Genomic DNA, 26,146 nt, shown 5'->3' with positions numbered 1-26,146 from the left:
GGTTTAACCAGCAAAGGACCATGGCGCAGCTCCAAAACTCCAGGAATACAGCAGGCATTATCTAATGCTTATCTGAAATCCCAAGGACTCTATGCTCTACGTGATGGTTGGATCAAGCTTCACTATCCTAAGTGAAACGCCCTGTGCGGCCCCGCATGCAGGGTGTTGTGGGGGCTGGAGGTTAAAGACCTCCGGCTACCCGATTAGCTATTTCACCCATAACCTATGTTCAGTTTTTACTCCAACGCTTCGGAAACCAAAGTCCATTGTTTCAAGGGCTCGCTTGTCATCGCGATAAGCCACACTCAGCCACTCAACCTTATCTGAAGTATCGTACAAGGAATAATCGTGACCCATTCTAAAGAAGCCCAAATCAGCCCCTAAAGCTGCATTCAAACCGACTTCAACGGTTATTCTTTCCTCTGGACTCCACTTTACCGCTCCGTGCTCACCAGGAAGCCAAACTATTACTTTTTCTGTAGCGTCTGGTGTAGTGTAGGATTGGAAGAAATATTTCTTTAGCTCTGTTTTATCATTAAGCACTGAATTTAACTCTGGCGTACATTCTGCGGACTCAGATAAAAACTCTGAAGGGTGCTTATCTCTTACATCTTTAAATCTGGATTTAAGAACTGGACTTTCGTTTATTACAGATAACCACTCTCTACGAACCGTGGAGGCAAAGTTTCTAATTTGCCAATCTCTAACTTTTTGATCTGTGTTGAAATGATAATCTTGCTGACCGAGTTCAAAAGCAATACTAATTGCGAAGTCTTTAGCGGTAGGTACATTCCGATCGGGTTTAAATGTACTTAACATAAGGCGCACTACGGACGGGGCCGACGAGAGCTGTACAGCCAAGTCAACTGGGATAGTATTTGTAGTTTCAGAAGATTTCTTAAAGACACGCTTCCATATTTTAGGGCTGTCTGATTTTGAAACAAATCCTAGCCATTTAGGCCATAAGACATCAGTAAAAATTTTGTTTAATATCTTCCCTATCATTGCTACGGTGATTCCTTCTGATAGCTAACGTTTACAGCAATGGCAAACCACGAGCTTGCGAGTGGTTTGTCGATTGCCTGTTTTTGTTAGGCAAGAATTATCCGAGTGAGAAGAATTCTGGACCATTATGCATTCTCATTATTGCTCGATGCTCCGCACTCACTATTGTTGTTCCCATTTCGAATGATTCAAACCTTCCTGGCAGATAACTTTCAAAATGTATTTTGTCCTTCTTTACACTTAGGCCGACTTTGTGGGTCTTAAAACAACCCTCAAATAGAATAACCGAAACATTTCCATCACTATCAACAGCCCCTACTTTTTCCGTGGAATTATATGCGCTAACAGCAATTTCTGGATTAGGCATAAAGCTTTCTAACCATGCCTTATATTCTCCAAATGTATATTTCTTAAATCTCAGAGAAATATATGTATTGTCATTGTGTTTTGCCAAAAACGTTTTAGTTTGAGCCGAAAATATGACATTAGTTGTGTTTTTCAACCGTAAGTCAAAATAGCTATCTTTTATTTTTAGCCAGCTCTTTCTATTTGCATCCCGTATATCAGAGTCAAAGGTTACGGTGCTTATTCCTAGATCTTCAATTTCTTCTGGATAAAAATGCAATACAGGTAATCCATCGAGGCGAAATGGTGAGCCACTTCCTACAACCAAACTTGCTCCCACTTTAATTACAAGTGATTCTGGTTGCCATGGCCATTGGACCCTGAGTACATCATCAACAAAAGGAGATTTTTTCATTATTCTAAGTTGCTCATTACTCCACAGCCCCCCATCAGCCTGATTGTGATGATGAGGACAAAGAGCAATCATCCCTTCAGGGTTGTGAAGGTAGTTTCCGGCCCATGGAGGGTCAAAATGATGAAATGTAAGTATAGGGCATCCGCAGCCCGAACCATCTTTATGCCTAACTGGACAGCCAAAGTTAACTTCTCGGCGGAGGTTTAGCTTTATAGCTGTTCCTGGATCTCGCGAAGGTCTCTTCATAAACTGGTTTTGCCTAACGCCGCCAGCAGGGGACGAAAAACCAGAGCGAAGCGGCGGTTTTTTGTTCCCTCTGGCTGGCTTTGTTAAGTGCTTTTAGTCACCTTTCTTGTGCTTGTGAGGCTTAAGTGATGGTTTATTGCCGGGAGTCTTTTTGTTATCTCGTTGGCGCCTATCTGGCTTGCCAGTAGACTCGGCGATTCTTTTTGGTCCAGGTTTAATTCCCATAGCTGTCTCCTTTATTAGCTATACCATTTTAATCAGGGAGTATAGTTTGTTTTGTGACACCGAGGGCATGGAGGAAGAGTGTCGTCATGATCATCGAGGGTGACGGTTTCTCCACAGTTTGTACATGTATAGGTGCCTTTCCCAGGCTTTTCTCCAGTTGTTGACATAGTTCCTTTCTCCTTTTGTCATGCTGCCAAATTTTAAGTTTCAAATGCTACGGCAGCGAGTAGCACTTAACGCCCAAAGCAGCGGCGCGCGTTAGCGCGTCCAGCCCGCAGGGCGATGCTGCCTTTGCTTGTTAAGTTTTGGCTAGCTTGGAACATAAAATCTCGACCACGCCAGCCGCATTAAAGTTTAACTTATAGTGAAGCCATTTTTCACTTTCCCAGGCCTCGCCTTGCTTGAGGTGCTCTTCTAGCCACTCGGAGTCATGTACGATGTGACAAGAATCAAAGCGCTCTGATCCAGATAGCTCGTATTCCGCATTTTGAAATTTGAAACCTAGCGTATTCTCACACCTAATAGTGACATGCTTTTCTTTCCAATCATTGAATTCCAATACGAGGTCAGCACCGTCAAATTTGAAAGTAATATCTTCGGCGTCTGCGACCGAAAAACCTAGATCTATGATTTCAATATTCTGACTCATGACTTCCTTGGAAACTTAACGCCTCAATAATGGGCCGGAGCACGCAGTGCGGAGGTCCAGCCCCGAAGGGGCGACATTGATTGACTTGTTAAGGGTTTGTATGGAACCCACCTCTGCATGCATCAACGTCAACAACCAGGGCAAAACCTTTGCCGCATTTAGTGCACTCAAAGCTTGCAGATACTGAGTGCTTTGGCCAGTTTTGATTTGAAGCCTTACCGCCCTCGAAGTTTTCGTCAGAAACCAGGGTGAGTACCTGCCGATTAATGGCCTCCAATAGCTTCACAGAGGTTGCAGCATAATCCGATGCCCGCTGGAACCCTCTAGGAATTTGCCATAAATCGCAGTTGCTACATTTGCTCATTGTGACCCTTAACAGCGTTATTCACTGGACGCGTCCATTTATCCCACATCCACTTATCCCAACACATTTCGTTCCATAATCATCCATTATCAGTAAAGAATCAATACGTTAGCAAAGCCTAATTTATTAGGACAGAAGAAACACGGAAATGTCCGTCTATGTCCCTTCCAACTATCTCGTAGCAGCAGCCCGAGTAAGCTATCTTATGCCCTTGTTATTTATATGTTTTTATTTTTACCAAGTCAGAAACTCAGTGGATAGACGGACGCTTCCCTTGAACAACGGCTGTCAACCTTCCCGTTCACCGCCGATCTTCTTCCGATAAAAACCAGCCCAAATCATAGCATTGCTTTAAATCTGCCAGTTGCTGGTTCATGGCGTTGTTGAGGGAAAAACGGAAAAAACGGGACGGAGGGATTATTTTTCGATCAACATTTATTCTAATCCACTACGGAGCAACACGAACCGACCAGAACAATCACGATCGTTCTAAAACGGCCCAACTAACCACACTCCCCAACACCCCAATAGATGAGGGCCGGTTTAGTCATCAGCAACGATGTTTAACGAAAAATCTGGAGCAGCACCAAAATACCAATAAAAACTCGTTCGCTTGAGAACAGCCCCTCTAGCAAAAGCATAGAACAACACAGTTAGTCATGGAGCTGTTTCGCAACAAGTTACGACGAAAGCACGTTTTGGTCACTTTGTCGGGCTTTACAAAGTAACTCGCCCGGCGGGGCGAAATAAAACTATCAGCAGAACTGGCTAATCCAGAATTGCATCTAACTTTCCGGTAAAAAGGAGGCGGGGCCAGAGAGCACTTATTTCTAATGTACCAATATCATTCGCCATAATTACTCTCTACACCCCATGTAGCCAGTATCTCACAATCCGATATCAGCGCACGTGGACAGAGTCAAACCCCGTTGACTCCTTTACTATCACTCAATATATTGACCCCAAGCTCTAGGCTGGCTATTATCGCCCGCGTTCCCATACCGAACAATAGATAAAGGAGTATCGGCGCATGGCACGGTTTATAATCGGTTTTTTATTAAGTACGAGTCTAATTTATCCCCTTATTTCACATGCACGTGATAAAAACATAGATCAAGCAATAGAAGCATTCTATCAGCGAGATTATGCAACTTCGATTCAGATATTAAGTTCAATACAAAATCAATCAACATTAGCTGAAGCAGACTATTTTTTAGGATTAATCTACCTATCTCCTGATTATAAAGATTATGATATTAACAAAGCGATAGCTTACCTCAAGGATAGTGCCAACCGTGGTTACGCTTCAGCAGCCAGAGAACTAGCTCAAACGTATTTTACATATAACAAAATACTCGATCCCTCATACATCACTGCAATATTTTGGTCCAAAGAAGCAGACAAGCTTACATACTCTTCGGCCAATCTCCTTGATTTCCAACACATATCCACACCAAAAGGTATGAAACCCGTTACTCAAAAAGAAATGCTGCAACTTCAAATAGAGCAGGCAAACAAAGGAGATGTTAACGCACAGTTCCTTCTAGCGCGGAGGTATGAATATGGAATAGGAACCAGTATAAACAATAATAAGTCTCATAATTGGTATATTCAGGCCGCTGAATCTGGAAATAGTACAGCAGCCTTATATCTAGGTTATGCTTTTTGTACCGGTCATGGGGCAGAAAAAAACTCAAACTTTGCAAATTATTGGTTTAGGAAAGCAGAACCAAAAGCCACTTGTTAATTTATTAAATAAATGGATTTTAAAAATGTTAGTTAGAAACGCACTAGTTGAAGAACTTAAGAAAAACGAACATGTTATACAAATAATTTCTATAGAACAAATATTGGAAGAGTTCGAATTAAAAGGGATTGATTACTCGGCGTGGGCAAAATTTGGATCTGGATTAATAGCTCCCGCTCAAGATATCTGGCTAACTAAAACACTGCTTAAAGAGTTCGGTTATCAGGGTAAAGCTGTTATCAAGAACTACCGCGGAAAAACCTATGTAATCCTTAAAGGATACCCAGGAAGCAGGGAAATATTCAAAGGCACTAGATACCTTGCTTCCAATCCACAAGTAGTACGAATGTCTGTTGGCCCCAAAGGTATTATGAAGTCCGTAAAAGGGGGTTTTGTTATTACCATTGTATTGAGCGTTGGAATAGAGGTTGTCGATTACTTCTTTAACGATAAAAGAACACTCCATGATTTTCTAGGAACAGTGAGTGCAGATATTGTCAAAATAGGCATATCTGCAATTCTTAGTGCAGTTGCCGCTTCAGCTGCAACTGGTGCAATAGGGGTAGCTAGCGCTATCGCAGCTCCTCTAGTCGCTGCAATATTTGTTGGCCTATTTACTGGCTATATTCTGAATAAGATTGATGATAAGGTGGGGGCAACTGCAGAACTTATAGCAATGTACGAGCGTGCAGGTATAAACCTAAATCAAGCAATCTCTGCAGCAATGAAAATACCCCACACAATAAATAGAGAAATTTACAAATGGGAAAGGTCTTATATAAATAGATCTTTAAATAGGGCTGGTATATATTAATTATGGCAACGTTTTCAAACATTCATCCGAAGTACTAGCTATTAGTGTTATTTAGCCAAAATACTTAAAAAATAAAGGCATTGCTAATGTTAGATTTATCAAGATGGGTTACTCCCAGAGTTGCCAAGTTAAATTGGTTGCTCTGGGATACTGTAAGTATTTTCACCCTATACTTTTCGATAGAGCATTACATAGACATATTCTCGAAAATAGATGCTCATGAAAATGAGCTAAAATTCGACAGTGGCTTTTATTATATTCTCATGATCTTAGGAATGCCGATACTCCATGCGGGTCAATATATCATCAATAACAAAAAAAATTGGTGGATTGGACGATATTATGGACATATAGCAATAGGAACACTTATAGTCCTTCTCATTCTAGTAAACACTCTTAATGAGTGGACTAAATACAGGATAAACGAAGCCGGCTATATCTCCTGTGAGAAGACACGCTCACGAACAGCCCAGGTCAGAGGTGAGGAACGGGTTTATCGTTTGAAAGGGTGCTCGACAGATGTTACCAATCCATCATTAGAGACTCAGTACAAAAATAGCGACAAAGTCAGCCCTAAATAAAAAACTTTTCCCGACAGAGCGAAAACTTTCAAAATAACTCGCTAACCTTTAACACCACCTTAATTTTCGATAACAAGTTCAATTAAACCAGAATATTCGAAAGCCTTTTAACATATATTTTTGATGTGATTATCTTATAAATACGATAAAAATCATTACAAATAAAAAACATACAAAGCACAACGTAAGTTTCATGAAAAGCATGAATCAAGCCGCTATTCTCATACGACTGATGTTCGAAAACAGGTAGATATAGCCACTGCAAAGCAATATTCAGGTTTGTCGCTCAGTCTTTTTCCATCCGATTGATCATCTCTTTAGTAATCAGATAGAACAGATAAGACTCATACCCGGCAGCAAAGATAAACACCAACACTGTTGCCCAGATGGTGAGAGACGCAGAAATAATGCCAGCGTTATAAAGCAAATATAGAGGGATAAGAACGACAATGCCGACAACCAGAGTTAACACCAGCATCCGCCAGTTCACTGGCAATTTGGGATGGTTAACAACTCGATGGTACATAGCAAAGACTCCTTAGGCGAATAATTTCACCGCACCACTACAACAGTAGACACGCAATATCGCCTTGGGGTTCTTTAGCTATAGACAAGAGTGTCAAAAGACGCAAGTTTTACATCAGGGCACGGAGCTGGTTCTGAGTTACACAGAGTGTGTCTCATCCCTACCTGTATTCTTCAACAATCCGCCACAGGTCGCCTTCAAGTAAGCGTCAGAAGGATCAATCTGTTCTTATCTAATGCAAGTCTTACTGCTCAATGACCGTAAGACACCTGATGATGCATATTGAAAGGAGCCCTGAATGGAAAGCAACAAGCCGACGGTTGGATTTCTGAGTCCACAACCCTATATGGAAAAAGCGATCTCCATGATGAAAGAGCGTTATAACGTGCATGTTTTGACGCCGCAGGGCTGGGAAAAGGAAGACGTCGATTCCATTGTTGCAGAATGTCATGAGCAGGACATCCAGGCAGTTGCCGGTTTTGCTCAAAAAGATGCTTTCCACCACATCCTGATTAATGAGCAACTGGGGAACCGGGCACAATCCCGGCTGGCCTTTCTCTACTGTATGAACAAATACCTTATGCGTACGCTCGAAGAAGATCCTTTTTGGTTTGAGGCTATCGACCCGTTGCATGAAACCGACGAACAGATTATTTCCAAAATCGCTGAATGGCCTTTCATGCTAAAGAACACATCGCTGTCATTAGGCCGTGGAATATTCAAGATCTCAACACCGGAAAACCTGCGCGAGGTCCTTAAAAACTATCGGGAAGACACAGCTCTTCAGGAATTGATCGCTTTCCAGAACGAACACTTCTCCAGAGACATCAATCCAGAGGATATGCCGCCTGTTTTGCCCCCTTTCATTGCAGAACATTTAGTTGATATGAACCAGGCAATTGAATACTGCTACGAGGGGTACGTTACTGCAGAAGGGGAAGTAGTACACTATGCTCTGACGGAAGAGGTCTATTTCTCAAACCACCAGGCATTGGGATATCTCACTCCCCCCTTGAGCATCAACGCCCGGCAAGCGGCTGCAATAGGTGCCTGGGCGAAAGACTACATGGGACGGCTAGCAGACCTGGGCTATCGAAATCAATTCTTCAATCTTGAATTCTGGATCATGCCCGGTGGCAAAATTGCCCTGACCGAGATTAATCCACGTGCAGCCCACAGCTATCATTACAACTACCTGTACTCTTTTGGCACCTCACTCTTTGAAGACAACCTTGAGCTAGTCCAGTCAGGGAAGCGTTTGCCGGACAGTCCATGGCAAAAATGGGTGGCAGGTGAAGATTTCAAATACACACTGATCGTACTTATTACCGGCAAACATGCTGACCGGGTCTGCAACATACTGGACTACAACTATGTGGATCAGCTGGAGCAAGACCAGGGGATTTTAATCCGACACAATCGCCAACGTGAAGATCAATTGACCAGGGAGGACATGACGGCAGCCGGTGTCATGCTGCTACAACTGTGGATTACGGGAGATACCGTCAGCGAGCTAATCCGTAAGGAGAGAGAAATCCGCACGAAAATCTATAAACAGGTTCCAGACGATTGCGAATATCCAGGCCACTGGGTTGCTGAATAGCGGCAAACGCTACTTCTGATAATCAACAGGCAGAATAGTGTTCTGGAAAATAATGTGAGAGCATGAGCACAGCATCAATACTTAAGGCTTTAAAAAAAACAGGAGCAAGCCTTAAGTCGCTGTTTTTAGTGTTAATATCCCTTTATTAGCCCCCTACTGACGAGACAAACAGTTTCATACATGGAAAACCAATTAGATAAAATTTATTCAACCCTACAACTGCTGGATGATGAAAAAAGCGAAAAGTTGATTAATGAAACCTATTCAATTTTTTTCAACGCCCACCCTGAGGCTGTTCTATTGTGGTCCAAAGACGACCCTGAGTCTCGCAGCAAAATGTTTAATGGCGTTATTCTGACCATCATTGATAATCTGACACGCCCCGATATTTTCAAAAACAACCTGCTTTCAGATGTGAAAGACCATGATGAATATGGCGTGGACAAAGAGATGTATGGTGGATTTTTTCTCTCTTTAACCGAAGCATTGAAGAAGACCTTGGGCAGTGAATTTAATCAAGAGATGGAGTTAGCCTGGAAGCATCAACTGGCTCACATACGAGAACTCGTCCACAAACACACCAGCAGATAAACTGACAGATAGCAGACTTTGCGATAATTATCGATCAACAAACCCTGCCACCGAGATGATTACTAACAGCCCAGACCGTGCTGGCCGCCATATCCATTTCGTTCAGGAGTGTTCCATCCGGTTAGAGCCCGCTCTGCAGGACGATATATTTCCACCTTTAAAGGATAACAGGCGGTCTGGTCATCAGAGTGGCTGCTACCACAATCACCACCGGGACAAGTAGATAAGGCTCCCAGTAAATCGATTTCAGCGAAGAATTCCAGAAAGTCTCCCGGCCGTACGGGGCTTGCCTTCATAAAATACTGATGGGTATCGCGGGTAAAACCAGTGCACATAAAGACGTTCAGCACATCGTGCACCAAAGTTTCTGCCTCAGCCACTGGCAAATCTCTGGCGGAAGCCAGAGTACGGGTAAGGTTGGAATGGCAACAGTGGTTGTAGTCAGTTCCCTTTAGCAGGTAGTTGGTATAGGGATCACAACGAGTTCCGATCACATCATGCACACCCGCACCATCTTCATCCCAGCCATACCATGCCAGAGTATCTTCAGTAATGGTGGCCATAGGCCGTAGTCCAGGCAAATTACTCCAGAGCCGATCTCCGGTACTCACATGGGTCGCATGCAGTTGGCGTGTTTTGCCGCTGAAAAAACGCTCCGAGAGATCATTGGCATTCCACAGATTAAGATCGCCAACTTGCGGTCCTTCCACGCTGACAATGCGAAAAAAATGGCCTGCCGGTACCGTAAATGATCCTCCGTCCCGAGGTGGAACCACTATCTCGGCCACCTTTTTCATGTCTTGTCTGGCCTGCTGGTAAAAATCCGTATCGAAGGCTGGCAAGGCATTAACACCGTAACAGATCACCGGTTTTGCTGATCGTCTTTCGACTGCATCTTTTGGCTCCACGGCGTGTGAGTTTCTGTTTTTACTGAAGGATTTGATCATGGCTCAATCCGATTATCTCTGGTTACTAAGGAACCTACAAACTCGCTTCTCGGGGCTCTAGCCAGCCTGGGAACACTCAAATACTGTCTCCCTTTTCCTCCAAACGATCCTTATCAAAAAATACCTGCCTCCATCCCCGCAGCAACAGTCATCCCTAACTCCTCAGAATCAGCGACAAAACTATCCTGGAATTTCCCTCGCATAACAAGCGGCTCCTGCACAGCATTCCAACGCAGCCCTGTTACAATTTTTTCAACACTATTTTTAGCTCCCTGTCCGTCATTACCAGCACGGATAAACAAACCGTAAGGCAACCCTTGCTTTACCTCCAGACAGGGGTAATAAATTCGATCAAAAAAGTCCTTCATCGCTCCACTCATGTATGCAAAATTTTCGGTGGTTCCAAGAATCAGACCATCAGCCTTTAAAACATCTTCGGCTGTCGCATCCAAAGGAGGTATCCACCGAACTCTGACACCCTCAATATCAGGGTGGTTTGCACCTCGAAGAACCGCTTCAGTTATAAGACGGGTATTGGGAGAGGGAGCATGGGCTACGATCAATAAATACTTGCTCATTTTGAGTATTCAGCTAGTGGCTAATGACTGATCATGACTATAGTATGATTTGGTCTATGCATCACCTACAGCCTCAACAAAGGACATCCCCTGCTCACGAAAACGACGACCTAATAGCCAGAAATCACTATCAGAACTGACAATTATCAGCCTCAATTAACTCACAGCTTCTATCGCCACCCCAAAAGGCGTTTTTCGGCACACCAAGGTCGCTTGCGATTAAGTCTCTCTGCACAGTTAAGTTGAAATATTGCTTGGTCGAAAATTCAGGCGTCTATCAATGGATATTGCTTCGTGACTGCCCACAGCGAGAAAGCTAACAACGGGTTTCAATTGCTGAGCAATTGGGCTGCTGTCTCTGACAAAATCCCATTTGTCGTGCATCCCTCTGGCGGTTTTTTCAAGCTGGCGTTTGTATATTCACTTTATTTTCCTAACCTTATACCTGAGTAGCTTGCTCCCCCGCGCTTGCACCTTATTTTCTAGGAGACATTAATTTCATGGCAAAATTTCCGGCTAAAGCAAACGTCGTTATTATTGGTCTGGGGGGCATTGTTGGTGCCTCTGTTGTACACCACCTGATCGAAAGAGGTTGGGATAATATTATAGGTATCGACAAATCGGCTATCCCGACGGATATCGGCTCGACCTCACATGCGTCAGATTTTTGCTTTATGACGGCGCATGACAACATGACCACTTACACGACTAGATACAGTATTGATTTCTTTGAAAAAATGGGCCACTACAGCCGTATCGGCGGGCTTGAAGTTGCTCGTCACGATGATGATGGGCGTATGGAGGAGCTAAAGCGCAGGGTTAGTTCTGGAAAGGCTTTTGGTTCAAAAGTAAGAATGGTCACTCCAAAAGAAGCAAAGGAATTAGTTCCACTAATTGAAGAGGATATGATTCAGGGTGCTTTGTGGGATCCTGATGCCGGCCTGGTTATTCCTCGCTCTCAAACCGTGTGCGGAGAACTGGTTGAAAATGCGGTAGAAACAGGAAAACTGCAGGCATTTGCCAATACTTCAGCCACAGATCTTGAAATAGAAGATGGCCGCATTAAAGGGGTCCACACCAGTCGCGGCTACATTGAAGCCGATCATGTAGTGGTTTGTGCAGGTCTCTGGGGCCGCCTTATTGCCAATATGGCTGGCGAAGATTTACCGATCATGCCCGTCGACCATCCGTTGTGCTTTTTTGGCCCTTACAACGAATTTGAAGGTACAGGAAAAGAGATAGGATATCCCTTGTTACGAGACCAGGGTAATTCAGCTTATCTGCGTGACACAGGCGATCCCAAAACTTCCGAAGGTGGCCAGATCGAATGGGGTTATTATGAAGAGAAGGAACCTCGTTTGCTGCACCCCAAAGACTTGCTTGAGCCCGGCGAATCCCATTGGTCACCTTCACAACGGGATTTACCTCTGGAACATGTGATGGATGCGCTGGAGAGAGCAATAGAGCTTACGCCGATTCTGGGAGAGTTAGGTTACGATGAAAGACATTCCTTTAACGGTCTGTTACAGGTAACCACCGATGGCGGTCCGTCTGTCGGTGAGTCACCCAATACCCGGGGTCTATGGTATGCCGAAGCGGTCTGGGTTAAAGATGGCCCAGGAATCGGAAAGTTACTGGCAGACATGATGACCGATGGCGATACCGATATTGATATTAACAGTATTGATGTTGCTCGCTTTTATCCTATTCAAAAAACCCCAACCTATATTCATGATCGTTGCTACGAGAGTGCATTCAAGATTTATAATCCGGCGGTACACACTCGCGAGCCATTCTCTAAAGGCCGCGATCTGCGTCGCAGCCCTTTCTGGCCTCGTGAAAAGGAGCTGGGCGGATATTTCATGGAGCTGTCAGGCTGGGAGCGCGCGCACGGATATGCGTCCAACGAGCATCTGCTTGAAAAATACGCTGATCAGGTTCCTGTTCGTGAAAATGAATGGGATAACCGCCACTTCTGGCGTGTTTCCAATGCTGAACAACTGGCGATGTCCGATAATGTCGGCATGATCAACTTATCGCATTTTGCGGTATTTGAGGTACTTGGACCTGACGCTGAAGCCTTGATGGAATACGCCTGCGTAGCTAAGGTCGGTGGCGACACGGCTATCGGTAAAGGGGTTTATACACACTTCCTGGATCATCAGGGAGGCGTCCGCGCTGACTTGACGGTTATTCGATTGGCTAAAGACAAGTATCAGGTGATTGATGGTGCCGATGCTGGCCACCGAGACCTGATATGGCTGAAGCGTATGGCTGAAGATCGTAACTGGCATGTTTACATTGAAGATAAATCCGATCAACAGGCTTGCCTGGGCGTATGGGGACCTAACGCTCGTAAGACATTGCAGGCAATTGCAGATGAGCCGGAACAGCTTGAAGATGAGAACTTCCCATTTGCAACGACCAAGCATATTACCCTGAAGGGTATACCCGTTATGGCTTTCCGGATCTCATACGTGGGCGAGCAGGGCTGGGAGCTGCATGTTCCGTTCAGCTATGGCTTGTCTCTGTGGGATCTTGTCTTTGAACAGGGCGCAACACCGGTTGGTATTGAGACCTATGCAAACTCCCGCCGTATGGAAAAAAGCCTGCGTTTACAAAACGCAGATATTCTGACTGAATACAACCTGATTGAAGTGGGGCTTGCCAGACCGAAAGTAAAAGCAGCTGACTTCCACGGAAAAGAGGCTTTCCTTGAAATACGTAGCCGAGAAAAGCAGCCTGCTTACCTTTGCACATTTACCATGATAGACAACGTCGACTCTCAAGGCGTTGCTCGCTATCCTGTGGGTCAATGTCCGATTATTGATCCGGCAACAGGGGAAGTCCCGGTAGATTCACAAGGCCGTCGCTCCTACCTGAGCAGTATTGCTTATGGTCCAAGCATCGGAAAGAACATTGGGCTTGGTTATCTTCCGGCCGAAATCGCCGAGGTAGGACGCGAATTCGTCATGGAATATTTCAACGAATCATTCCCAATCAAGGTAGAGGCTGTTGGCTACGGTGCTTTGTATGATCCTGAAAACAAACTACCCAAGTCATAAATAGCTGTTTCAATGAGGCCAGCACTTAGTTCATATATAGAGCAGGCTTCTTAACAGCAGATACTTAGGCCAAGTTCATTGTCCGACATTGATCTTGGCTTAAGTTTTATACAACGACAGGGATGGGCTCCCTTTATTGATACGCTTTACTAACTGATCCACAAATCATAAGTAATCCCACTACTGATCAGGTCACTGACGTTAACTGTATTTTCGGCGCTTTCACTAAACCCTATCAGAACACCTTCGCGGGTATCACTGCCTGAGTTCAACACATTTAGCCACCACTGATAACCACTGCTATCCGGGCTTCGACCTAAAACATTGTTGTAAAGACTGTCTAAAAAAGTTTCATTGGAGATATCTACCCCGTAACGCTCCTGAAATTCGCTACTTTGAATAAAACTATCAGCGACCTCATGCAACGATAACCGATTGTCCAAAGCATCTATCCAGTAGCCCAGTCCTTCGCTATCCGGGGTTCGATTCAGAGCTGCTTTGTACAGCCGATAGGCTTGCCCGGCCACGCCATCATCATCAAAAGCACAGGCCAGATCATCAAAATAAAGACGCTCAATATCAACCAGTGTGCTCATCCCTTCAGCCGCAATGTCTTCAGTACCAGAGACTACAATCAGATTATCGGAAACGGTTATCTGATAATCCTCCTTCGACTGGCTGAAGATAACGGTATCAGTACCATTCCCTCCTTCAAACCGCGTATTACCACTGCCTGCCATCCAACTGTCGTTATCATCAGTCCCGGTTACGGTATTATCGTAAGTATCCGGATCATCCGTATCAACATCGCTGCTTTCAGAGTCTCTTACAGCACGGACGTAATTGTATATTCGAATAACATCACCCTGAGGACCAAAACCGTAGGGATACTCGTCAGGGTCCCCCGTTTTCGGATCGCTGCGTTGCGCCCCCGCCCCGTGCACATCCAGCAAAGAGTAAGAGTTGCCTTCCTCCATCCACCCCAATGCTCGTCCGAAAGCCAGATAAACAGCATGATCGCCGCTTCCCCCCTCTACATGCGTCGTACTGCTCCAGTAGTAGCCGTATTCAACATTATCTTGCGTACCGATATCAGTAACTTCAAATATCGGATCTATCGCTGCTGAAGAACTGCTGTCAGGAGATCGGCTATAATCGAGAATACTTTGCAACTCCTTGGCATTAGGCAAGCGCCAATCGCTATAGCCGCCATATTCCAGATTCTCAGCCCAGGCCAAAGCATCTTCCCAGCTCAGTGCTTCACCACTGTCAGCTTGCAACCAGGTCAAATCAGTTGATTGATCACTGATAGTACCGTCATGGTTATCAATAAAGTAATTATCGCCATAATCATCATTTCCACGAACGTATCGTACGTAACGCTCGATTTCAGGGCCGAATGTTTCGCCATTGGGATACCCTTTAATACGCCCGTCGGCAAAATTAACACCAAAAGTCGTCGAATCTCCCCCCATGGTTGTAGACACATATTCAGTAGACGACCAGTATTGTGCGTCAATAAAACGGTCACCGCTGGAAGTATCACCATATTCAAAATCAAAGTAGTCTGTATCGAGATAAGGATTAGAATTGCTGGCAGAAGCTCCGGTGTAACCACTGAAATCCATCAGGGAATAAAGCTCTTTGATGGTAGGTAAGCGCCAATCACTGTAACCCGCCAACGACAGGTCAGCAGCTCCTGAAACAGCCTCTTTGTAGGTGATATCACCCGCATATTGCTGTTGCCACATCAGACCGGTATTAAGATCAGAAACCGTACCGTCACCGTTATCTTGATAGGACGCCTGTGCTCCCTGGTAATGTGCATCCTGACCGAAAAAGCTGTCATTAATCCCTGGAGCACTAATAACGCTATCAGCGTCATAGTAGGTGGATTGTCCAGTATCAACAATGGTGTAACTCTGTGAATTACTCATGGCGTCTCTCTTGAGCAGAATAAAAGACAAGTGTTACCAGCCAGCTTATCTGATTCAAGGACAATTAATGTGGAGATAATGTGGAATTCTCAGCTGACCAGCGGATGGAAAGTTTAGCAAAATGCGCTATTGGTACGAAATGGGACTCAATTCTGGAAGGGGAGATTTCGATGCTGAAAGCAGATGTTGAGATGGCGCGCCCGAGAGGATTCGAACCTCTGACCACCTGGTTCGAAGCCAGGTACTCTATCCAGCTGAGCTACGGGCGCTCAAAAATCAACACTAACATGCAAGGTGGCGGTGAGCGAGGGATTCGAACCCTCGATACCATTACAGTATACGCCCTTAGCAGGGGCGCGCCTTCAGCCACTCGGCCAGCTCACCCCTTAGCATGCATAAATATAACAGAAAAACCGCAAGTTCAACCAAGTTCGGCATATCTATTATATTCGTATACTCGGATACCGAGAAGATGGGCACTATACCTGATTTATTTAAAAATTCACCCCCAAGGACCTGTTCATGAGAAATATTTTTAACTTCCTGACAAAGTTCTCGAAAAATGGGACTTGGAAGCCATTTTATCAGCCCCTCAAGCAGCCCCCTCCTCCCTCCTGACTTTAGGAGCGATCAGATCAAGGGTTTTTTCCGTTCATACCTTAAAAAACAATCAGGGCTCTGAATGCTGGTTTATTTACAAGCAAGTGTTATGTTATAACATATTTTAAGAAAATGACTAAAACCAAAGGGCTTCGTGCAGCCTCGGAGAAGATACGTTAGTGCAGCCGCTTATTGTATGCCAGAAGACAAAATATCAACGGACTATAAACCTTGTGTTTATAGTTATATTGCTATGGGGGCTTCAAGAGTCGGTTTCTCACAACCACGACGAGGCTATCATTGGTTTTGATATCGAGTGCCAGCTTTGTGTGTATGGCACAAACAGCAATAACTCGTTACCAAATATCGGCCTAGTCGTATTGACTCTGCCGTTTACCGCAGTTCCCCTTTCCTCCGCCATAAGCCTCTTTGTAGCGGCTGACATCCGTACTGTTAATCCCCGTGGTCCCCCCTCTATCTCCTGATTACCAATCTCAAGAAACGACTTACACACTCGCCCCATTATCTGGACGCGAGGTCTTTTGTTAGATAAAGGAGATAACCCGTGAACTCAATGAATATCTTTATTCTTTCACTACTCACCTGCGCCTCGGTTTCATCAGCGATCGCAGAAGAACGACGCCAACACGATGTACATGAGCACGGTGGAGGCTTACTGAATGTTGCTATAGAAAAAAACAAGCTTCTAATTGATCTCTCAATGCCCGCAATGAACATTGCAGGCTTTGAGCATATTCCCACCAATCAGGATGAGCGTGGCAAAGTTGAATGGGCAACCATGTGGCTTGAGGACGGTCTGCGGCTTTTTAACCCCAGCCCGGCAGCCAACTGCAAACTGATCCATGCAAAGGTTGATTCAGCATTACTGGAAGACAAGAACCATCATGATGATTCGACACCAGATGTCGAAAACCATAAGTCACACGAGGAACATCACCATGATGAGTTGAAACCTGACGAAGAAGACCATGCTGACTTTGATATTGAATATGAATTCAACTGCGCCGAGCCAAAACACTTATCCGAGTTGCGCTTAGCCTTGTTTGAAGTTTTTCCCGGAGCTTTGCATTTACGCACTCAAGCCGTTACTGCTACTGATCAGCTAAGCGTCGAACTCAATGCTGAAAACAACATCCTGAAATTAAAATAGCGGCTGCATGCAGAATGGCCTCAAGAGGCCATCTCTAATCAGAGTAACCATGATGAACACAAGTACAGATGCTATCCATATCCAAAATCTGATCTACAGCTGGAGACCAGAAACACCGACAGTCCTTGATGTGGCGGAAATACGTATAAAGCGGGCTGAAACCGTTTTTATTAAGGGCTCCAGCGGCAGTGGTAAGAGCACCCTGCTTGGCTTGATCGCTGGTGTGTTATCACCACAACAGGGTGATGTTACCGTTCTGGGACAGAATCTCAACAATCTGAGTTCTGCCAGGCGTGATGCCTTTCGCGCCGAACATATAGGCTTCATTTTTCAGATATTCAACCTTATTCCCTATCTCTCAGTCATCGACAATGTTCTCTTGCCTTGTCGCTTCTCGAAAAAGCGAAAGGAGAATATCAAGGCCTCCGGCAACAAGATGCAAGCAGAAGCTGTTCGATTACTGGAACATCTTGATCTTGACCTGAAGATGTTACAGCAGCCGGTAACTGATTTAAGCGTAGGTCAGCAACAACGAGTCGCAGCGGCAAGAGCACTTATCGGATCCCCCGAGCTGATAATTGCGGATGAGCCTACATCAGCCCTGGATGCGGATCGGCAAGAAATTTTTATACAACTGCTGTTGAAAGAATGCGCAGAACAGAGCACAACTCTTGTTTTTGTAAGCCATGATTCGACATTAGAGCCTCAGTTTGATCGTAGCTTACAACTGGCTGAAATAAACCGCGCAGGACTTCAGGGAGAAAGCGATGCACATACTTTCGCTGGCTTTTAATAGCATTCTGAACCGAAAACTCACACTTGCCCTCACTGTTCTTTCCATTTCTCTGAGTATTATGCTTTTACTTGGAGTGGAACGTTTACGCAATGATGCGCGAGAGAGTTTTGCCAATACCATCTCAGGGACTGACCTAATTGTCGGAGCACGCGGCGGACCGACACAGTTGTTGCTGTATTCAGTGTTTCGCATTGGTGATCCAACCAACAATGTATCCTGGAAAAGTTACGAAGATATTCGCAACAAACAACATGTAGCCTGGACTATTCCTCTATCACTGGGTGACTCCCACCGAGGGTTTCGTGTACTGGGTACCAATCTCGATTACTTCCGTCACTACCAATACACCGGTAACCAGAGCCTGGAATTTGCTGAAGGTGATCCTTTCTCCAATATCTACGACGCGGTAATTGGTGCTGATGTAGCAGAGGGTCTCCAATATTCTATTGGCCAGGAGATTATTCTGGCCCACGGAACAGGCGAAGTCAGTTTTATTAAGCACGATAACAAACCATTTCGTATTGTAGGAATCTTACAAAAGACCGGTACACCTGTTGATAGAACAGTACATGTCAGTCTGGAAGGTATTGAAGCAATCCACAGAGGCTGGAACAACGGTTCCGCAAAAACCGGCAGGCACGTTAATGCAGATACCCTGCCAATAAACTTACAGCCCAAGACTCTTACCGCCTTTCTCATTGGACTGAAGTCAAGGGTCGTCACTTTTCGTATGCAACGAATTATCAATGACTACCCTGAAGAGCCTCTACTGGCGGTGCTGCCTGGTGCAGCCTTACAGGGGTTATGGGATATGATGGCAATCGGTCAGCACGCACTTTTCATTATTTCAGCACTAGTGGTTCTGGTGGGTATCAGCGGTATGGCGACAGCAATTCTCACCAGCCTGAATGAGCGACGGCGAGAAATGGCAGTACTGCGTTCAGTGGGGGCAAAACCCAGGCACGTCTTTGTATTATTTGTAGGAGAGTCCGGCTTAATAATGGCAATTGCAGCGCTGATAGGCGTATCAGCCCTTTATGCTGTGCAATTAATCGCAAGGCCGATTATTCAAACAAAGCTAGGACTTTTTCTACCGATTCATCCCCCTTCGTCCCATGAACTCATGCTGCTGAGCGCTGCATGCGCGGCCGGCATGCTGGCGGGGCTAATTCCAGCATATAGAGCCTATCGTTATTCACTGGCTGACGGCATGTGTATACGACTATAGGAAACTCCCATGTTAAAAAAAATCACCTGCATTCTGACAACCAGCGCTATTCTTTGGCTTATGTCTTATGAGCTTAACGCCAACCCAGCGCAGGACAATATAACTAAAGACAACAGGCCTCCAGTAAGAACACTGGAGTGGAATGATCTGATACCAGCGGAGTTTAATCCCGATCGCTTGGTTGAGAAATATCAGCAAAAGTACAACATAGATCAACTTCCTGATGACGATCTGCGCGTAGAAGAACTGATGCAACGGCTGGAAGAGCTTGAAAAACTATCACCGGTCAACAACTCTCTGAATGGTAATCGGATCAGATTGCCAGGTTACGTAGTCCCCCTGGAAACCGATGGCACATCATCTTCTGAATTTCTGCTGGTACCCTACTTTGGCGCCTGCATCCATGTCCCTCCTCCACCGCTGAATCAGACTGTTTACGTCAGGGTCAAGAACGGCAACAGAGCAACAATACGTAACCTGTTTGATATTGTCTGGGTCACTGGAATAATGCGGGTGGAGAAACTTAGTACAGAGTTGGCGGAAGCTGGGTATATCATTGATGCCACTGAAATCGTTCCTTATGAATAGTAACGCATTGGACTTACCACCTCGGTGAAAAGGAACCAGCATTTATCAGGACTTGCTCGGGTTCCTTTGCTAGATTCAAAAGGGGTAGATGCAGAATAAACTACACTTTGTTATTAGCGATCATCCTAAAAATTGAAGTATGTTCCTTATCGCCCCCCCTCCATCAAATAACCAAATATTGGTCGCTGGAAGGTAATCCAATATCTGCAAGGACAGCAATTTCTACATCCGGGACAACTTCTTCTCCAAAATCGAACTGAGTTTGAAAGGATTCCAGTTCCTCTTTCGAATCATCAATAGCTATCCTTATCGGTGTTACAGTCGAAATTGCTGACTGCTGAACAGCATCCACGAAACTTGACTCGACCCTGTAGCTGCCAAGGGCATCATCTACCCCCCTTACAGAAATGAAGTAGTTTCCATCAGCAGATGGAGTATAAGGTAAAGCAATATCATTACCCGCCCCACTGGATTCGGTAATAAGAACATTTCCTTGATCATCAAGTATAGCCAACCGTGACTCGGTAAGTCCGCTGTTGTTGTCGGTACTTACAAGATCAAACGTATACCTATTACTAGCCTGCAGACTTATTCCAAACCAATCGTCATCTCCATCGAATTCAATGATTCCACTGACCTGACCATTATCTAATAGACTGCCAGAGGTCGTAATAGCAGAAGGAAAATCATCATTGCGTTCGCTGTCCAGCAACGCATATGCCTCATTCACAGTCGAAAAATTAGAGGTAACATCATCCAATATATCTAATCGAAAGACAGACTCGGGCATATTATCCATCAGGTAATCAGCGACAAGAACTCGATTAGCTACCGTTGTTTCATCGTCACTTCCTATAGGAATACCATCAATAATCGCCAATGCTACATTTGGTACTGAAAACCGGCCCATAAGGACTTCCCTGACGTAATAGTCCAAACCGTCTTCGTCAGCAGTGCGTCCGAAAAGTTGTTGATATAAACCGGATATAAGCTCTGTGATACCAAGATGTCCATAGTTAGCACTGAACTCTTCAGAAGCTCCAAATGCATCAGCGACAACACTAGCACCCTCCTCTTCAATCCGATTAGACCAATACTCAAGACCTTCGGCATCAGCAGGACGTCCATAATATGCAATGAACATTTTTTTAGCTTGCAGAACAGACAAGATGGAAGCTGTCATAACGGTCACTCCTTCGAATAACAATACTTGGGTGCGTTAGAAAAATATAAGCAAGACCAATCGACCCCTGGTTTTCAGAACAATCAAAGATTGAGGCAACAATTACAGGCATACTGGTTGCCTGAAACCGTTAACGCTGATATCTGGTTGCACAGAAAGCTCACAGAAAACACTATGGACTCATTCACAAGTTCCTCAGTGTAATAGATTCGATAAAAAAAAGATTGTAGCCACCAAGGCAATTATCGAGTTTTTTGATCATACTGGTAATAATTTATTCAAATAAATACAAGCTAACAGATCCCGTTACCCAATGTAGAAAATACAGCATCGGTATTTAGTATACTGAACGAACAAACAGGCAGTTATTAACTATTTTAATAAGGTAAGCGATGTATGTTGGTAGTGTTGGCAGAATCGACGTAGGAAATATTGAAAAGACACAGAAATTTCTCTCAATAATTAAACGACGTCGATTCAACAGTAGAGAGCCCAAAATGAGTGAGAAGGCATCGTGAAAAAAACCTAGAACCGGTTCTTTTTCAGCCAATCCATCATCGCTTTCAAAAATTTCATTCCCTCTTTAATCTGAAAAGAAAAAGCAGTTGCATTGCTTTCCAAGTTCAAGCGTAACCTGTTATTTGACTCTAGCAAAGCAACTTCCGCCCCAGCTCGTTCACACAGATCGGAACTCCATTGTGAAGCCTTAATTTCTGCCAATTTATCTTTTGCCGGTGTAAGAACAGCCTCTAGATCTGCAATCCAAAGATCTATTTGATCAATAAGTTCAGGGTCCATGGAATCATAAATTTCCCACAGTCTGTCTGTCCGTTTAGCGGTGTGGCCTGTCCTGATTATATGATCTCCGATATTGTTCGCACCACCATAGATAGTACCCAGTACACTCAACCAGGCAACTCCCTTTATTGCAGCCTTAGCAGACTTAGATAAAGCCACAGCACCTCGTTTCCCAGCTTCTCGAGTCGTGTGCGTGGTAACAATACCACTAACGGCATATGTATCGATTATAGCCGCAGCACCAGTTGGAAGCATAAGAACTACGGCCTCCCATCCTCCAAGAGCTTCAAATGCAGTGACCTCCGCATTAAGGCTGTTTTCTTCATCATAACGCATAGCAACTCTTTTAATTTCTGCAATGTAGTGGGAGCTTTCATTCTTAAGCATCACAAGCTTCTTTCGAGTCGCCATCATTTCTGCAATAGCACTCTCAAATTCCAGGATAATCTGGGGACAGCAGGATTCTATGCTCAACTCTCGCTCAACACGGACCGTAAACCCGAATGTAATCTGAACTTTTGCGGGTTCATCACCTCCTTTTGCCGTGACGGTACTACTTGCACTGAATTGACTCTCTACAACAGCATTAACACAGTCAGGCATGGCAAAACTGTGTATTACGGCAGCACTCTCTCCAATATCGGAAATGTCATCTATTTCAACAGGAAAGACCAGCGCATGAATTGACACTTTACTTTCCACCAACTTACCTTTGAATGTACGACTCTGAATGTTTTTGTTCACGGCAACAGTAGCATTTGAGCCGACAGTAGCATTAAAACTTTTCTTTTTAGCTGGTAGAACACGTCTGCCAGACCCAAGCCCCTGTGTGAGAGTCTTAATTCGCCATTGACTACCTATGCCAGTCCCCCGCTCAGAAGGAATTAATAAGCTAACAGAGATGGTGTCCAATTTGAGATCTACTTGATAAGTCATTTTTGTTCCCTCAATGTCCTTAACGTATCAGTCAGTCTGAGTATAGAAGAATTAGCCCTGTATCCCTGAAAGTTTATATTAAGCACGAGAAAAAACGACATATATCAATGACATCAGGAACATACAAAACAACGGGCACAGAAAAAACCCGATTGCAGTACTTCCATAACATTAACTTTTATTTATAAGAAATTATTGATAAACTGGTAAGTTATTTTCTATTATTATGCAGATAATGCAATGAAAGATATTATTTTATACGGGGCTTTTGATCGGCATAACTACGGAGACCTTCTGTTTCCATTAGTGATGCAGCGTCTAATCAAAAACAGACATCAGAATTCCAGGATATTTATTGCAGGAATGATAGAGAGTGATCTCTCAAGGTACGGTGCACTAAAAACAGATAGTATTAAAAACTCTCTCCGAAAATCATCTGATAGTGCTGTCATCATCTTAGCTGGAGGCCATATAATCGGTTGTACCTGGATACCTGCAATTCGATACCTGATCCCACATATTTTCGAGTCATTTTTTCGTAGGATAGTATGCAGATACTTTTCTAAACAATTACTATACTTTTCAAAAAAATATATTGGAATTAATTCAGACTTTCCTTTCCAGCCAATCGACCAAGATTTATCTGATCATCGATCAGTTATTTTTAATTCTGTCGGGGCCATATCGACCTCTGAAATATCGAATGATTATATAAATGATTTTAAAGAGAGTCTAAACAAGGCCTCCTACATTTCAGTCAGAGATACAAGATCCAAAGAAGGTATCTCAGACTGTTGCAAATCTGACATATTTTTATCACCAGATTCAGCAACAATGATTGTAGATTTATTTTCAGAAGAGGAAATAAATAGAAACACAAACAAAGAAACTTTGAGCTTAATCAACGAATTAAAAAACTCATACATTGTTTTTCAAATTTCCAAAGTTAACTCCAATTTGTACGGCGATGATTTTTCTAAGAGTATCTCTGAACTCTACCATACCACTAAACTACCAATTGTATTTATAGCTATAGGAAATGCGGCTGGACATCGTGACATTGACGGAATTCATAAAATAATTAAAAACCTTACTCCCGATGTTAAGTATCATATTTACGAAGACGGTGGAGTTTTTGAAATTATGAATCTAATAAAAAACTCATCCTGCTATTGTGGAACAAGTTTACACGGAATAGTGACATCCATGTCGTTTTCAATACCGCGAGTTGGGCTTCTTCCCAAGATACAAAAGCAAGTTAATTACATGGACACTTGGGATTTACCAGAAATGCCCCGTGCTGTACTGCCTGAAAATCTTACTGAATCTGTTATTAAATCAATGAATATCGACAAAAAATTAATGAAGGACTTAAGTCGAAGTCTGATTTCAAAATACATGGATAACTTCGATAAAATGAGTCCGTTTATGGTAGATCAGGATAAATGAAGACACAAATAGTTATACTTTAAAGGGCCACTTAACGCTGTGTAAGTTTCGGAGAAATTTACTTCTCCTATTATTCATTGTCATTCGACTAACCCCTTTATCTTTGACACCATCATAAGCACAAAGAATTGCTCTTAGAAATCTTCCAACTAACCAGCCTGGGCATATTTATTTTGAGTTTTACTGAGTAATTCCACTTTCTCCAATGTCAAACTGTAGGTGGAACATACTCTCAGGAGATATGGATAATGGGAAGAATGATAACACTGACAGTTTCATGTCTGCTTTTAGCAGCATGTGCTGGTGTCACATACACCTGGAAACATCCAGAGAACCTGGGAGCTGAAAAACTCGATGAGGATCAGCAATACTGTGACCAATTAGCTAACAATGAACGTGGCGGTTTTTACAATCACTTTCCCCACTTTTACGAACGGCATCAATACCATTACAGGCATTTCCCACACTTTAATGATCATGTTGGTTACTACGAAGAGTACCGCTCACTATTCAGGGTCTGTATGAAAGCAAGGGGATGGGAATACGTTAAAGAGGAGAAAGCGGTTGCTTCATAGCTGTCCAAGCCGACACCAGATATCTTCCATTCAAGCTTCTGCTTTGCAGTCAGAACTCTTGATAAGACCTCCTGTGTGATAAAAACCAAGTTTTTATCTAAATTCATACTAGTTTCATATTCCTCATTGATCCTGATAGCTAAGCCGCCATGTTGCAATGCAGCAAAACAAGCGGTATCATCCCCACGTTATCGTTTTTTAACTTTCAAGGATCTATAGACATGTTTAATAATATTTCAGCTACCGATTTTTCCTCTTTTGCCGCTCCGATTCAGAAGATTGTTGATCTGAACACTGCGACCCTCACTAAGGTATTTGAGGCACAGCAGGCTGCTGCCAAAAAGCAAATGAGCCTATCCCAAGCCCGCGCAAAGGCGGCTATGGAAATCAAAGATGTCGAAGGTTTTACTGCATTTATTACTGAACAGTCTGAAATCGCAAAATCCAGCATGCAGGATTTGACGGAAAGCACTCAGACCGCTGCTAAAGATGCAAAAGCGTACTTCGCAGAAGTTCAGGCTATCCTGACCGAGAGCCAGGAAGTCGTTGCTAAAGCCGTTCCAGCTCTAACACCTGCTGCCCCAAAAGCTGCTTAATTTCAGCTTGTTCTTACTGAAGGCTCCTATCTGAAATGTTAGGGGCCTTTCTGTTTTTCAGATCGACTTCCTCTGTCTAGATACTAAACACTATATTCTTACTGCCGTCCCACAGAGTTGACACTCCGATCTCTCTGAGTTTTTCAAAATCAGAAGTAATTGTTGCAAAATGATTTCCGGCTAGCGTGCCCGCCTTAGACGCAAACTGAACACAACCATAGGCAATCAATATTTCAGTTTCGCTTTTGCCTTTCGGATATAGGAGTACCTGACCCGGTGCCGGATAGGATGTAGCATCTTCATATTCTACAGCGAAATCCCGATCACCTAATGGGATCCATACCCCTTCACCGCTCCAGCGAACATGAACGATTTGACCTTCAAAGGGCATCTCCCGACGAAAGGCCAGACATGTTTTTGGGGATTTTTTTTCTTCCAAAACAGCCTCAAATTTGTATCCATCTATTTCTATAATCATTTTCATCTCTAACATTACTGTTCGGGCTTAGCGGATATTTTGTAATGATAGAGCATATCCACAGTCTCTACTCTTTATCTATCTATTCTTTACTACTCTTTATTATCCGT

At 43.9% G+C, this 26,146-nt stretch carries 24 protein-coding genes and 2 tRNA genes; 12 read left to right on the top strand and 14 right to left on the bottom strand.

Annotated features, from left to right (window positions below; translation table 11 throughout):
- Window positions 1-207: 207 nt before the first annotated feature.
- From BGP75_RS23490 to BGP75_RS23470, 5 genes are all read right to left on the bottom strand, one after another.
- Window positions 208-1,005 carry a hypothetical protein gene (locus tag BGP75_RS23490; RefSeq protein ID WP_076721350.1) on the bottom strand — a complete coding sequence of 266 codons (798 nt, stop codon included), beginning with the start codon at window positions 1,003-1,005 and terminating at the stop codon, window positions 208-210.
- Window positions 1,006-1,102: 97 nt separating this feature from the next.
- The gene (locus BGP75_RS23485; RefSeq protein WP_143821166.1) at window positions 1,103-2,011 is read right to left on the bottom strand and encodes a hypothetical protein; all 909 of its coding nucleotides are present in this window, start codon (window positions 2,009-2,011) and stop codon (window positions 1,103-1,105) included.
- 257 nt (window positions 2,012-2,268) lie between these two features.
- The gene (locus BGP75_RS27845; protein WP_076721348.1) at window positions 2,269-2,403 is read right to left on the bottom strand and encodes a zinc ribbon-containing protein; all 135 of its coding nucleotides are present in this window, start codon (window positions 2,401-2,403) and stop codon (window positions 2,269-2,271) included.
- A 131-nt stretch (window positions 2,404-2,534) separates the two neighbouring features.
- On the bottom strand, window positions 2,535-2,885 hold the full coding sequence (locus BGP75_RS23475; RefSeq protein ID WP_076721347.1) for a hypothetical protein: 351 nt from the start codon (window positions 2,883-2,885) through the stop codon (window positions 2,535-2,537).
- 88 nt (window positions 2,886-2,973) lie between these two features.
- Entirely contained in the window at window positions 2,974-3,249 is a 276-nt protein-coding gene (locus tag BGP75_RS23470) for a hypothetical protein (RefSeq protein ID WP_076721346.1), read from the bottom strand.
- 1,030 nt (window positions 3,250-4,279) lie between these two features.
- Here BGP75_RS23470 and BGP75_RS23465 point away from each other — a divergent pair.
- On the top strand, window positions 4,280-4,996 hold the full coding sequence (locus BGP75_RS23465) for a tetratricopeptide repeat protein (protein ID WP_076721345.1): 717 nt from the start codon (window positions 4,280-4,282) through the stop codon (window positions 4,994-4,996).
- Entirely contained in the window at window positions 4,926-5,810 is an 885-nt protein-coding gene (locus tag BGP75_RS23460) for a hypothetical protein (RefSeq protein ID WP_158070165.1), read from the top strand. Before BGP75_RS23465 ends, BGP75_RS23460 begins: the two co-directional genes overlap by 71 nt.
- Before the next feature lie 867 nt (window positions 5,811-6,677).
- Here BGP75_RS23460 and BGP75_RS23450 read toward each other — a convergent pair.
- Complete coding sequence (locus tag BGP75_RS23450; protein WP_076721342.1) at window positions 6,678-6,917, bottom strand: hypothetical protein; 240 nt, start codon at window positions 6,915-6,917, stop codon at window positions 6,678-6,680.
- Between the two features lie 298 nt (window positions 6,918-7,215).
- On the opposite strand from BGP75_RS23450, the gene BGP75_RS23445 reads away from it, so the two are divergent.
- Both BGP75_RS23445 and BGP75_RS23440 read left to right on the top strand, forming a co-directional pair.
- On the top strand, window positions 7,216-8,520 hold the full coding sequence (locus BGP75_RS23445; protein WP_076721341.1) for an acetyl-CoA carboxylase biotin carboxylase subunit family protein: 1,305 nt from the start codon (window positions 7,216-7,218) through the stop codon (window positions 8,518-8,520).
- Between the two features lie 180 nt (window positions 8,521-8,700).
- Complete coding sequence (locus BGP75_RS23440; RefSeq protein ID WP_076721340.1) at window positions 8,701-9,111, top strand: globin; 411 nt, start codon at window positions 8,701-8,703, stop codon at window positions 9,109-9,111.
- Window positions 9,112-9,173: 62 nt separating this feature from the next.
- Here BGP75_RS23440 and BGP75_RS23435 read toward each other — a convergent pair whose 3' ends face one another.
- Entirely contained in the window at window positions 9,174-10,058 is an 885-nt protein-coding gene (locus tag BGP75_RS23435; RefSeq protein ID WP_076721339.1) for a DUF1989 domain-containing protein, read from the bottom strand.
- A gap of 113 nt (window positions 10,059-10,171) precedes the next feature.
- On the bottom strand, window positions 10,172-10,636 hold the full coding sequence (locus tag BGP75_RS23430; RefSeq protein ID WP_076721338.1) for a flavodoxin family protein: 465 nt from the start codon (window positions 10,634-10,636) through the stop codon (window positions 10,172-10,174).
- 500 nt (window positions 10,637-11,136) lie between these two features.
- Here BGP75_RS23430 and BGP75_RS23425 point away from each other — a divergent pair, with 500 nt between their 5' ends.
- Window positions 11,137-13,701, top strand: coding sequence for an FAD-dependent oxidoreductase (locus tag BGP75_RS23425; protein ID WP_076721337.1), 2,565 nt, complete (start codon window positions 11,137-11,139; stop codon window positions 13,699-13,701).
- Window positions 13,702-13,850: 149 nt separating this feature from the next.
- On the opposite strand, the gene BGP75_RS23420 is transcribed toward BGP75_RS23425, so the two are convergent.
- From BGP75_RS23420 to BGP75_RS23410, 3 genes are all read right to left on the bottom strand, one after another.
- Complete coding sequence (locus BGP75_RS23420; protein WP_076721336.1) at window positions 13,851-15,638, bottom strand: DUF1566 domain-containing protein; 1,788 nt, start codon at window positions 15,636-15,638, stop codon at window positions 13,851-13,853.
- A 192-nt stretch (window positions 15,639-15,830) separates the two neighbouring features.
- Window positions 15,831-15,907, bottom strand: a tRNA-Arg gene (locus tag BGP75_RS23415).
- Window positions 15,908-15,933: 26 nt separating this feature from the next.
- Window positions 15,934-16,022, bottom strand: a tRNA-Ser gene (locus tag BGP75_RS23410).
- Window positions 16,023-16,812: 790 nt separating this feature from the next.
- Between BGP75_RS23410 and BGP75_RS23405 the strand changes: the two genes are divergently transcribed.
- Genes BGP75_RS23405 through BGP75_RS23390 form a run of 4 tightly spaced genes read left to right on the top strand, consistent with a single transcriptional unit; the run spans window position 16,813 to window position 20,021 of the window.
- Window positions 16,813-17,409 carry a DUF2796 domain-containing protein gene (locus BGP75_RS23405; RefSeq protein ID WP_076721335.1) on the top strand — a complete coding sequence of 199 codons (597 nt, stop codon included), beginning with the start codon at window positions 16,813-16,815 and terminating at the stop codon, window positions 17,407-17,409.
- 49 nt (window positions 17,410-17,458) lie between these two features.
- Window positions 17,459-18,202 (top strand): ABC transporter ATP-binding protein, encoded by a 744-nt coding sequence (locus BGP75_RS23400; protein WP_076721334.1) that lies wholly within the window; start codon window positions 17,459-17,461, stop codon window positions 18,200-18,202.
- The gene (locus tag BGP75_RS23395; RefSeq protein WP_076721333.1) at window positions 18,177-19,433 is read left to right on the top strand and encodes an ABC transporter permease; all 1,257 of its coding nucleotides are present in this window, start codon (window positions 18,177-18,179) and stop codon (window positions 19,431-19,433) included. The genes BGP75_RS23400 and BGP75_RS23395 overlap by 26 nt, the downstream gene beginning before the upstream one ends.
- Before the next feature lie 9 nt (window positions 19,434-19,442).
- On the top strand, window positions 19,443-20,021 hold the full coding sequence (locus tag BGP75_RS23390) for a DUF3299 domain-containing protein (protein ID WP_076721332.1): 579 nt from the start codon (window positions 19,443-19,445) through the stop codon (window positions 20,019-20,021).
- 163 nt (window positions 20,022-20,184) lie between these two features.
- On the opposite strand, the gene BGP75_RS23385 is transcribed toward BGP75_RS23390, so the two are convergent.
- Together BGP75_RS23385 and BGP75_RS23380 are read right to left on the bottom strand one after the other, a co-directional pair.
- Window positions 20,185-21,204 (bottom strand): DUF4214 domain-containing protein, encoded by a 1,020-nt coding sequence (locus BGP75_RS23385; RefSeq protein WP_076721331.1) that lies wholly within the window; start codon window positions 21,202-21,204, stop codon window positions 20,185-20,187.
- Window positions 21,205-21,729: 525 nt separating this feature from the next.
- Window positions 21,730-22,938 carry a hypothetical protein gene (locus BGP75_RS23380; protein ID WP_076721330.1) on the bottom strand — a complete coding sequence of 403 codons (1,209 nt, stop codon included), beginning with the start codon at window positions 22,936-22,938 and terminating at the stop codon, window positions 21,730-21,732.
- A 240-nt stretch (window positions 22,939-23,178) separates the two neighbouring features.
- Between BGP75_RS23380 and BGP75_RS23375 the strand changes: the two genes are divergently transcribed.
- The 3 genes from BGP75_RS23375 (at window position 23,179) to BGP75_RS23365 (ending at window position 25,558) form a co-directional block, all read left to right on the top strand.
- Window positions 23,179-24,387 carry a polysaccharide pyruvyl transferase family protein gene (locus BGP75_RS23375; RefSeq protein WP_076721329.1) on the top strand — a complete coding sequence of 403 codons (1,209 nt, stop codon included), beginning with the start codon at window positions 23,179-23,181 and terminating at the stop codon, window positions 24,385-24,387.
- A 248-nt stretch (window positions 24,388-24,635) separates the two neighbouring features.
- The gene (locus BGP75_RS23370) at window positions 24,636-24,962 is read left to right on the top strand and encodes a hypothetical protein (protein WP_076721328.1); all 327 of its coding nucleotides are present in this window, start codon (window positions 24,636-24,638) and stop codon (window positions 24,960-24,962) included.
- Between the two features lie 221 nt (window positions 24,963-25,183).
- Window positions 25,184-25,558, top strand: a complete 375-nt coding sequence (locus BGP75_RS23365) for a phasin family protein (protein WP_076721327.1) — start codon at window positions 25,184-25,186, stop codon at window positions 25,556-25,558.
- Between the two features lie 76 nt (window positions 25,559-25,634).
- Here the strand turns inward: BGP75_RS23365 and BGP75_RS23360 are convergent, their stop codons facing one another.
- Window positions 25,635-26,036 carry a DUF3830 family protein gene (locus BGP75_RS23360; protein WP_198939523.1) on the bottom strand — a complete coding sequence of 134 codons (402 nt, stop codon included), beginning with the start codon at window positions 26,034-26,036 and terminating at the stop codon, window positions 25,635-25,637.
- Window positions 26,037-26,146: the final 110 nt, after the last annotated feature.

The organism is Motiliproteus sp. MSK22-1, assembly GCF_001968815.1.
Lineage (GTDB): Bacteria > Pseudomonadota > Gammaproteobacteria > Pseudomonadales > Balneatricaceae > Motiliproteus.
The sequence above is the reverse complement of the archived record's forward strand: the minus strand, read 5'-3'. Positions and strand labels throughout refer to the sequence as shown.

What these genes read in the sequence shown, in the direction of transcription:
- BGP75_RS23490 (WP_076721350.1), bottom strand. Translation starts at nt 1,005, where the DNA reads ATGATAGGGAAGATATTAAACAAAATTTTTACTGATGTCTTATGGCCT.
- BGP75_RS23485 (WP_143821166.1), bottom strand. Translation starts at nt 2,011, where the DNA reads ATGAAGAGACCTTCGCGAGATCCAGGAACAGCTATAAAGCTAAACCTC.
- BGP75_RS27845 (WP_076721348.1), bottom strand. Translation starts at nt 2,403, where the DNA reads ATGTCAACAACTGGAGAAAAGCCTGGGAAAGGCACCTATACATGTACA.
- BGP75_RS23475 (WP_076721347.1), bottom strand. Translation starts at nt 2,885, where the DNA reads ATGAGTCAGAATATTGAAATCATAGATCTAGGTTTTTCGGTCGCAGAC.
- BGP75_RS23470 (WP_076721346.1), bottom strand. Translation starts at nt 3,249, where the DNA reads ATGAGCAAATGTAGCAACTGCGATTTATGGCAAATTCCTAGAGGGTTC.
- BGP75_RS23465 (WP_076721345.1), top strand. Translation starts at nt 4,280, where the DNA reads ATGGCACGGTTTATAATCGGTTTTTTATTAAGTACGAGTCTAATTTAT.
- BGP75_RS23460 (WP_158070165.1), top strand. Translation starts at nt 4,926, where the DNA reads ATGGGGCAGAAAAAAACTCAAACTTTGCAAATTATTGGTTTAGGAAAG.
- BGP75_RS23450 (WP_076721342.1), bottom strand. Translation starts at nt 6,917, where the DNA reads ATGTACCATCGAGTTGTTAACCATCCCAAATTGCCAGTGAACTGGCGG.
- BGP75_RS23445 (WP_076721341.1), top strand. Translation starts at nt 7,216, where the DNA reads ATGGAAAGCAACAAGCCGACGGTTGGATTTCTGAGTCCACAACCCTAT.
- BGP75_RS23440 (WP_076721340.1), top strand. Translation starts at nt 8,701, where the DNA reads ATGGAAAACCAATTAGATAAAATTTATTCAACCCTACAACTGCTGGAT.
- BGP75_RS23435 (WP_076721339.1), bottom strand. Translation starts at nt 10,058, where the DNA reads ATGATCAAATCCTTCAGTAAAAACAGAAACTCACACGCCGTGGAGCCA.
- BGP75_RS23430 (WP_076721338.1), bottom strand. Translation starts at nt 10,636, where the DNA reads ATGAGCAAGTATTTATTGATCGTAGCCCATGCTCCCTCTCCCAATACC.
- BGP75_RS23425 (WP_076721337.1), top strand. Translation starts at nt 11,137, where the DNA reads ATGGCAAAATTTCCGGCTAAAGCAAACGTCGTTATTATTGGTCTGGGG.
- BGP75_RS23420 (WP_076721336.1), bottom strand. Translation starts at nt 15,638, where the DNA reads ATGAGTAATTCACAGAGTTACACCATTGTTGATACTGGACAATCCACC.
- BGP75_RS23405 (WP_076721335.1), top strand. Translation starts at nt 16,813, where the DNA reads ATGAATATCTTTATTCTTTCACTACTCACCTGCGCCTCGGTTTCATCA.
- BGP75_RS23400 (WP_076721334.1), top strand. Translation starts at nt 17,459, where the DNA reads ATGATGAACACAAGTACAGATGCTATCCATATCCAAAATCTGATCTAC.
- BGP75_RS23395 (WP_076721333.1), top strand. Translation starts at nt 18,177, where the DNA reads ATGCACATACTTTCGCTGGCTTTTAATAGCATTCTGAACCGAAAACTC.
- BGP75_RS23390 (WP_076721332.1), top strand. Translation starts at nt 19,443, where the DNA reads ATGTTAAAAAAAATCACCTGCATTCTGACAACCAGCGCTATTCTTTGG.
- BGP75_RS23385 (WP_076721331.1), bottom strand. Translation starts at nt 21,204, where the DNA reads ATGACAGCTTCCATCTTGTCTGTTCTGCAAGCTAAAAAAATGTTCATT.
- BGP75_RS23380 (WP_076721330.1), bottom strand. Translation starts at nt 22,938, where the DNA reads ATGACTTATCAAGTAGATCTCAAATTGGACACCATCTCTGTTAGCTTA.
- BGP75_RS23375 (WP_076721329.1), top strand. Translation starts at nt 23,179, where the DNA reads ATGAAAGATATTATTTTATACGGGGCTTTTGATCGGCATAACTACGGA.
- BGP75_RS23370 (WP_076721328.1), top strand. Translation starts at nt 24,636, where the DNA reads ATGGGAAGAATGATAACACTGACAGTTTCATGTCTGCTTTTAGCAGCA.
- BGP75_RS23365 (WP_076721327.1), top strand. Translation starts at nt 25,184, where the DNA reads ATGTTTAATAATATTTCAGCTACCGATTTTTCCTCTTTTGCCGCTCCG.
- BGP75_RS23360 (WP_198939523.1), bottom strand. Translation starts at nt 26,036, where the DNA reads ATGATTATAGAAATAGATGGATACAAATTTGAGGCTGTTTTGGAAGAA.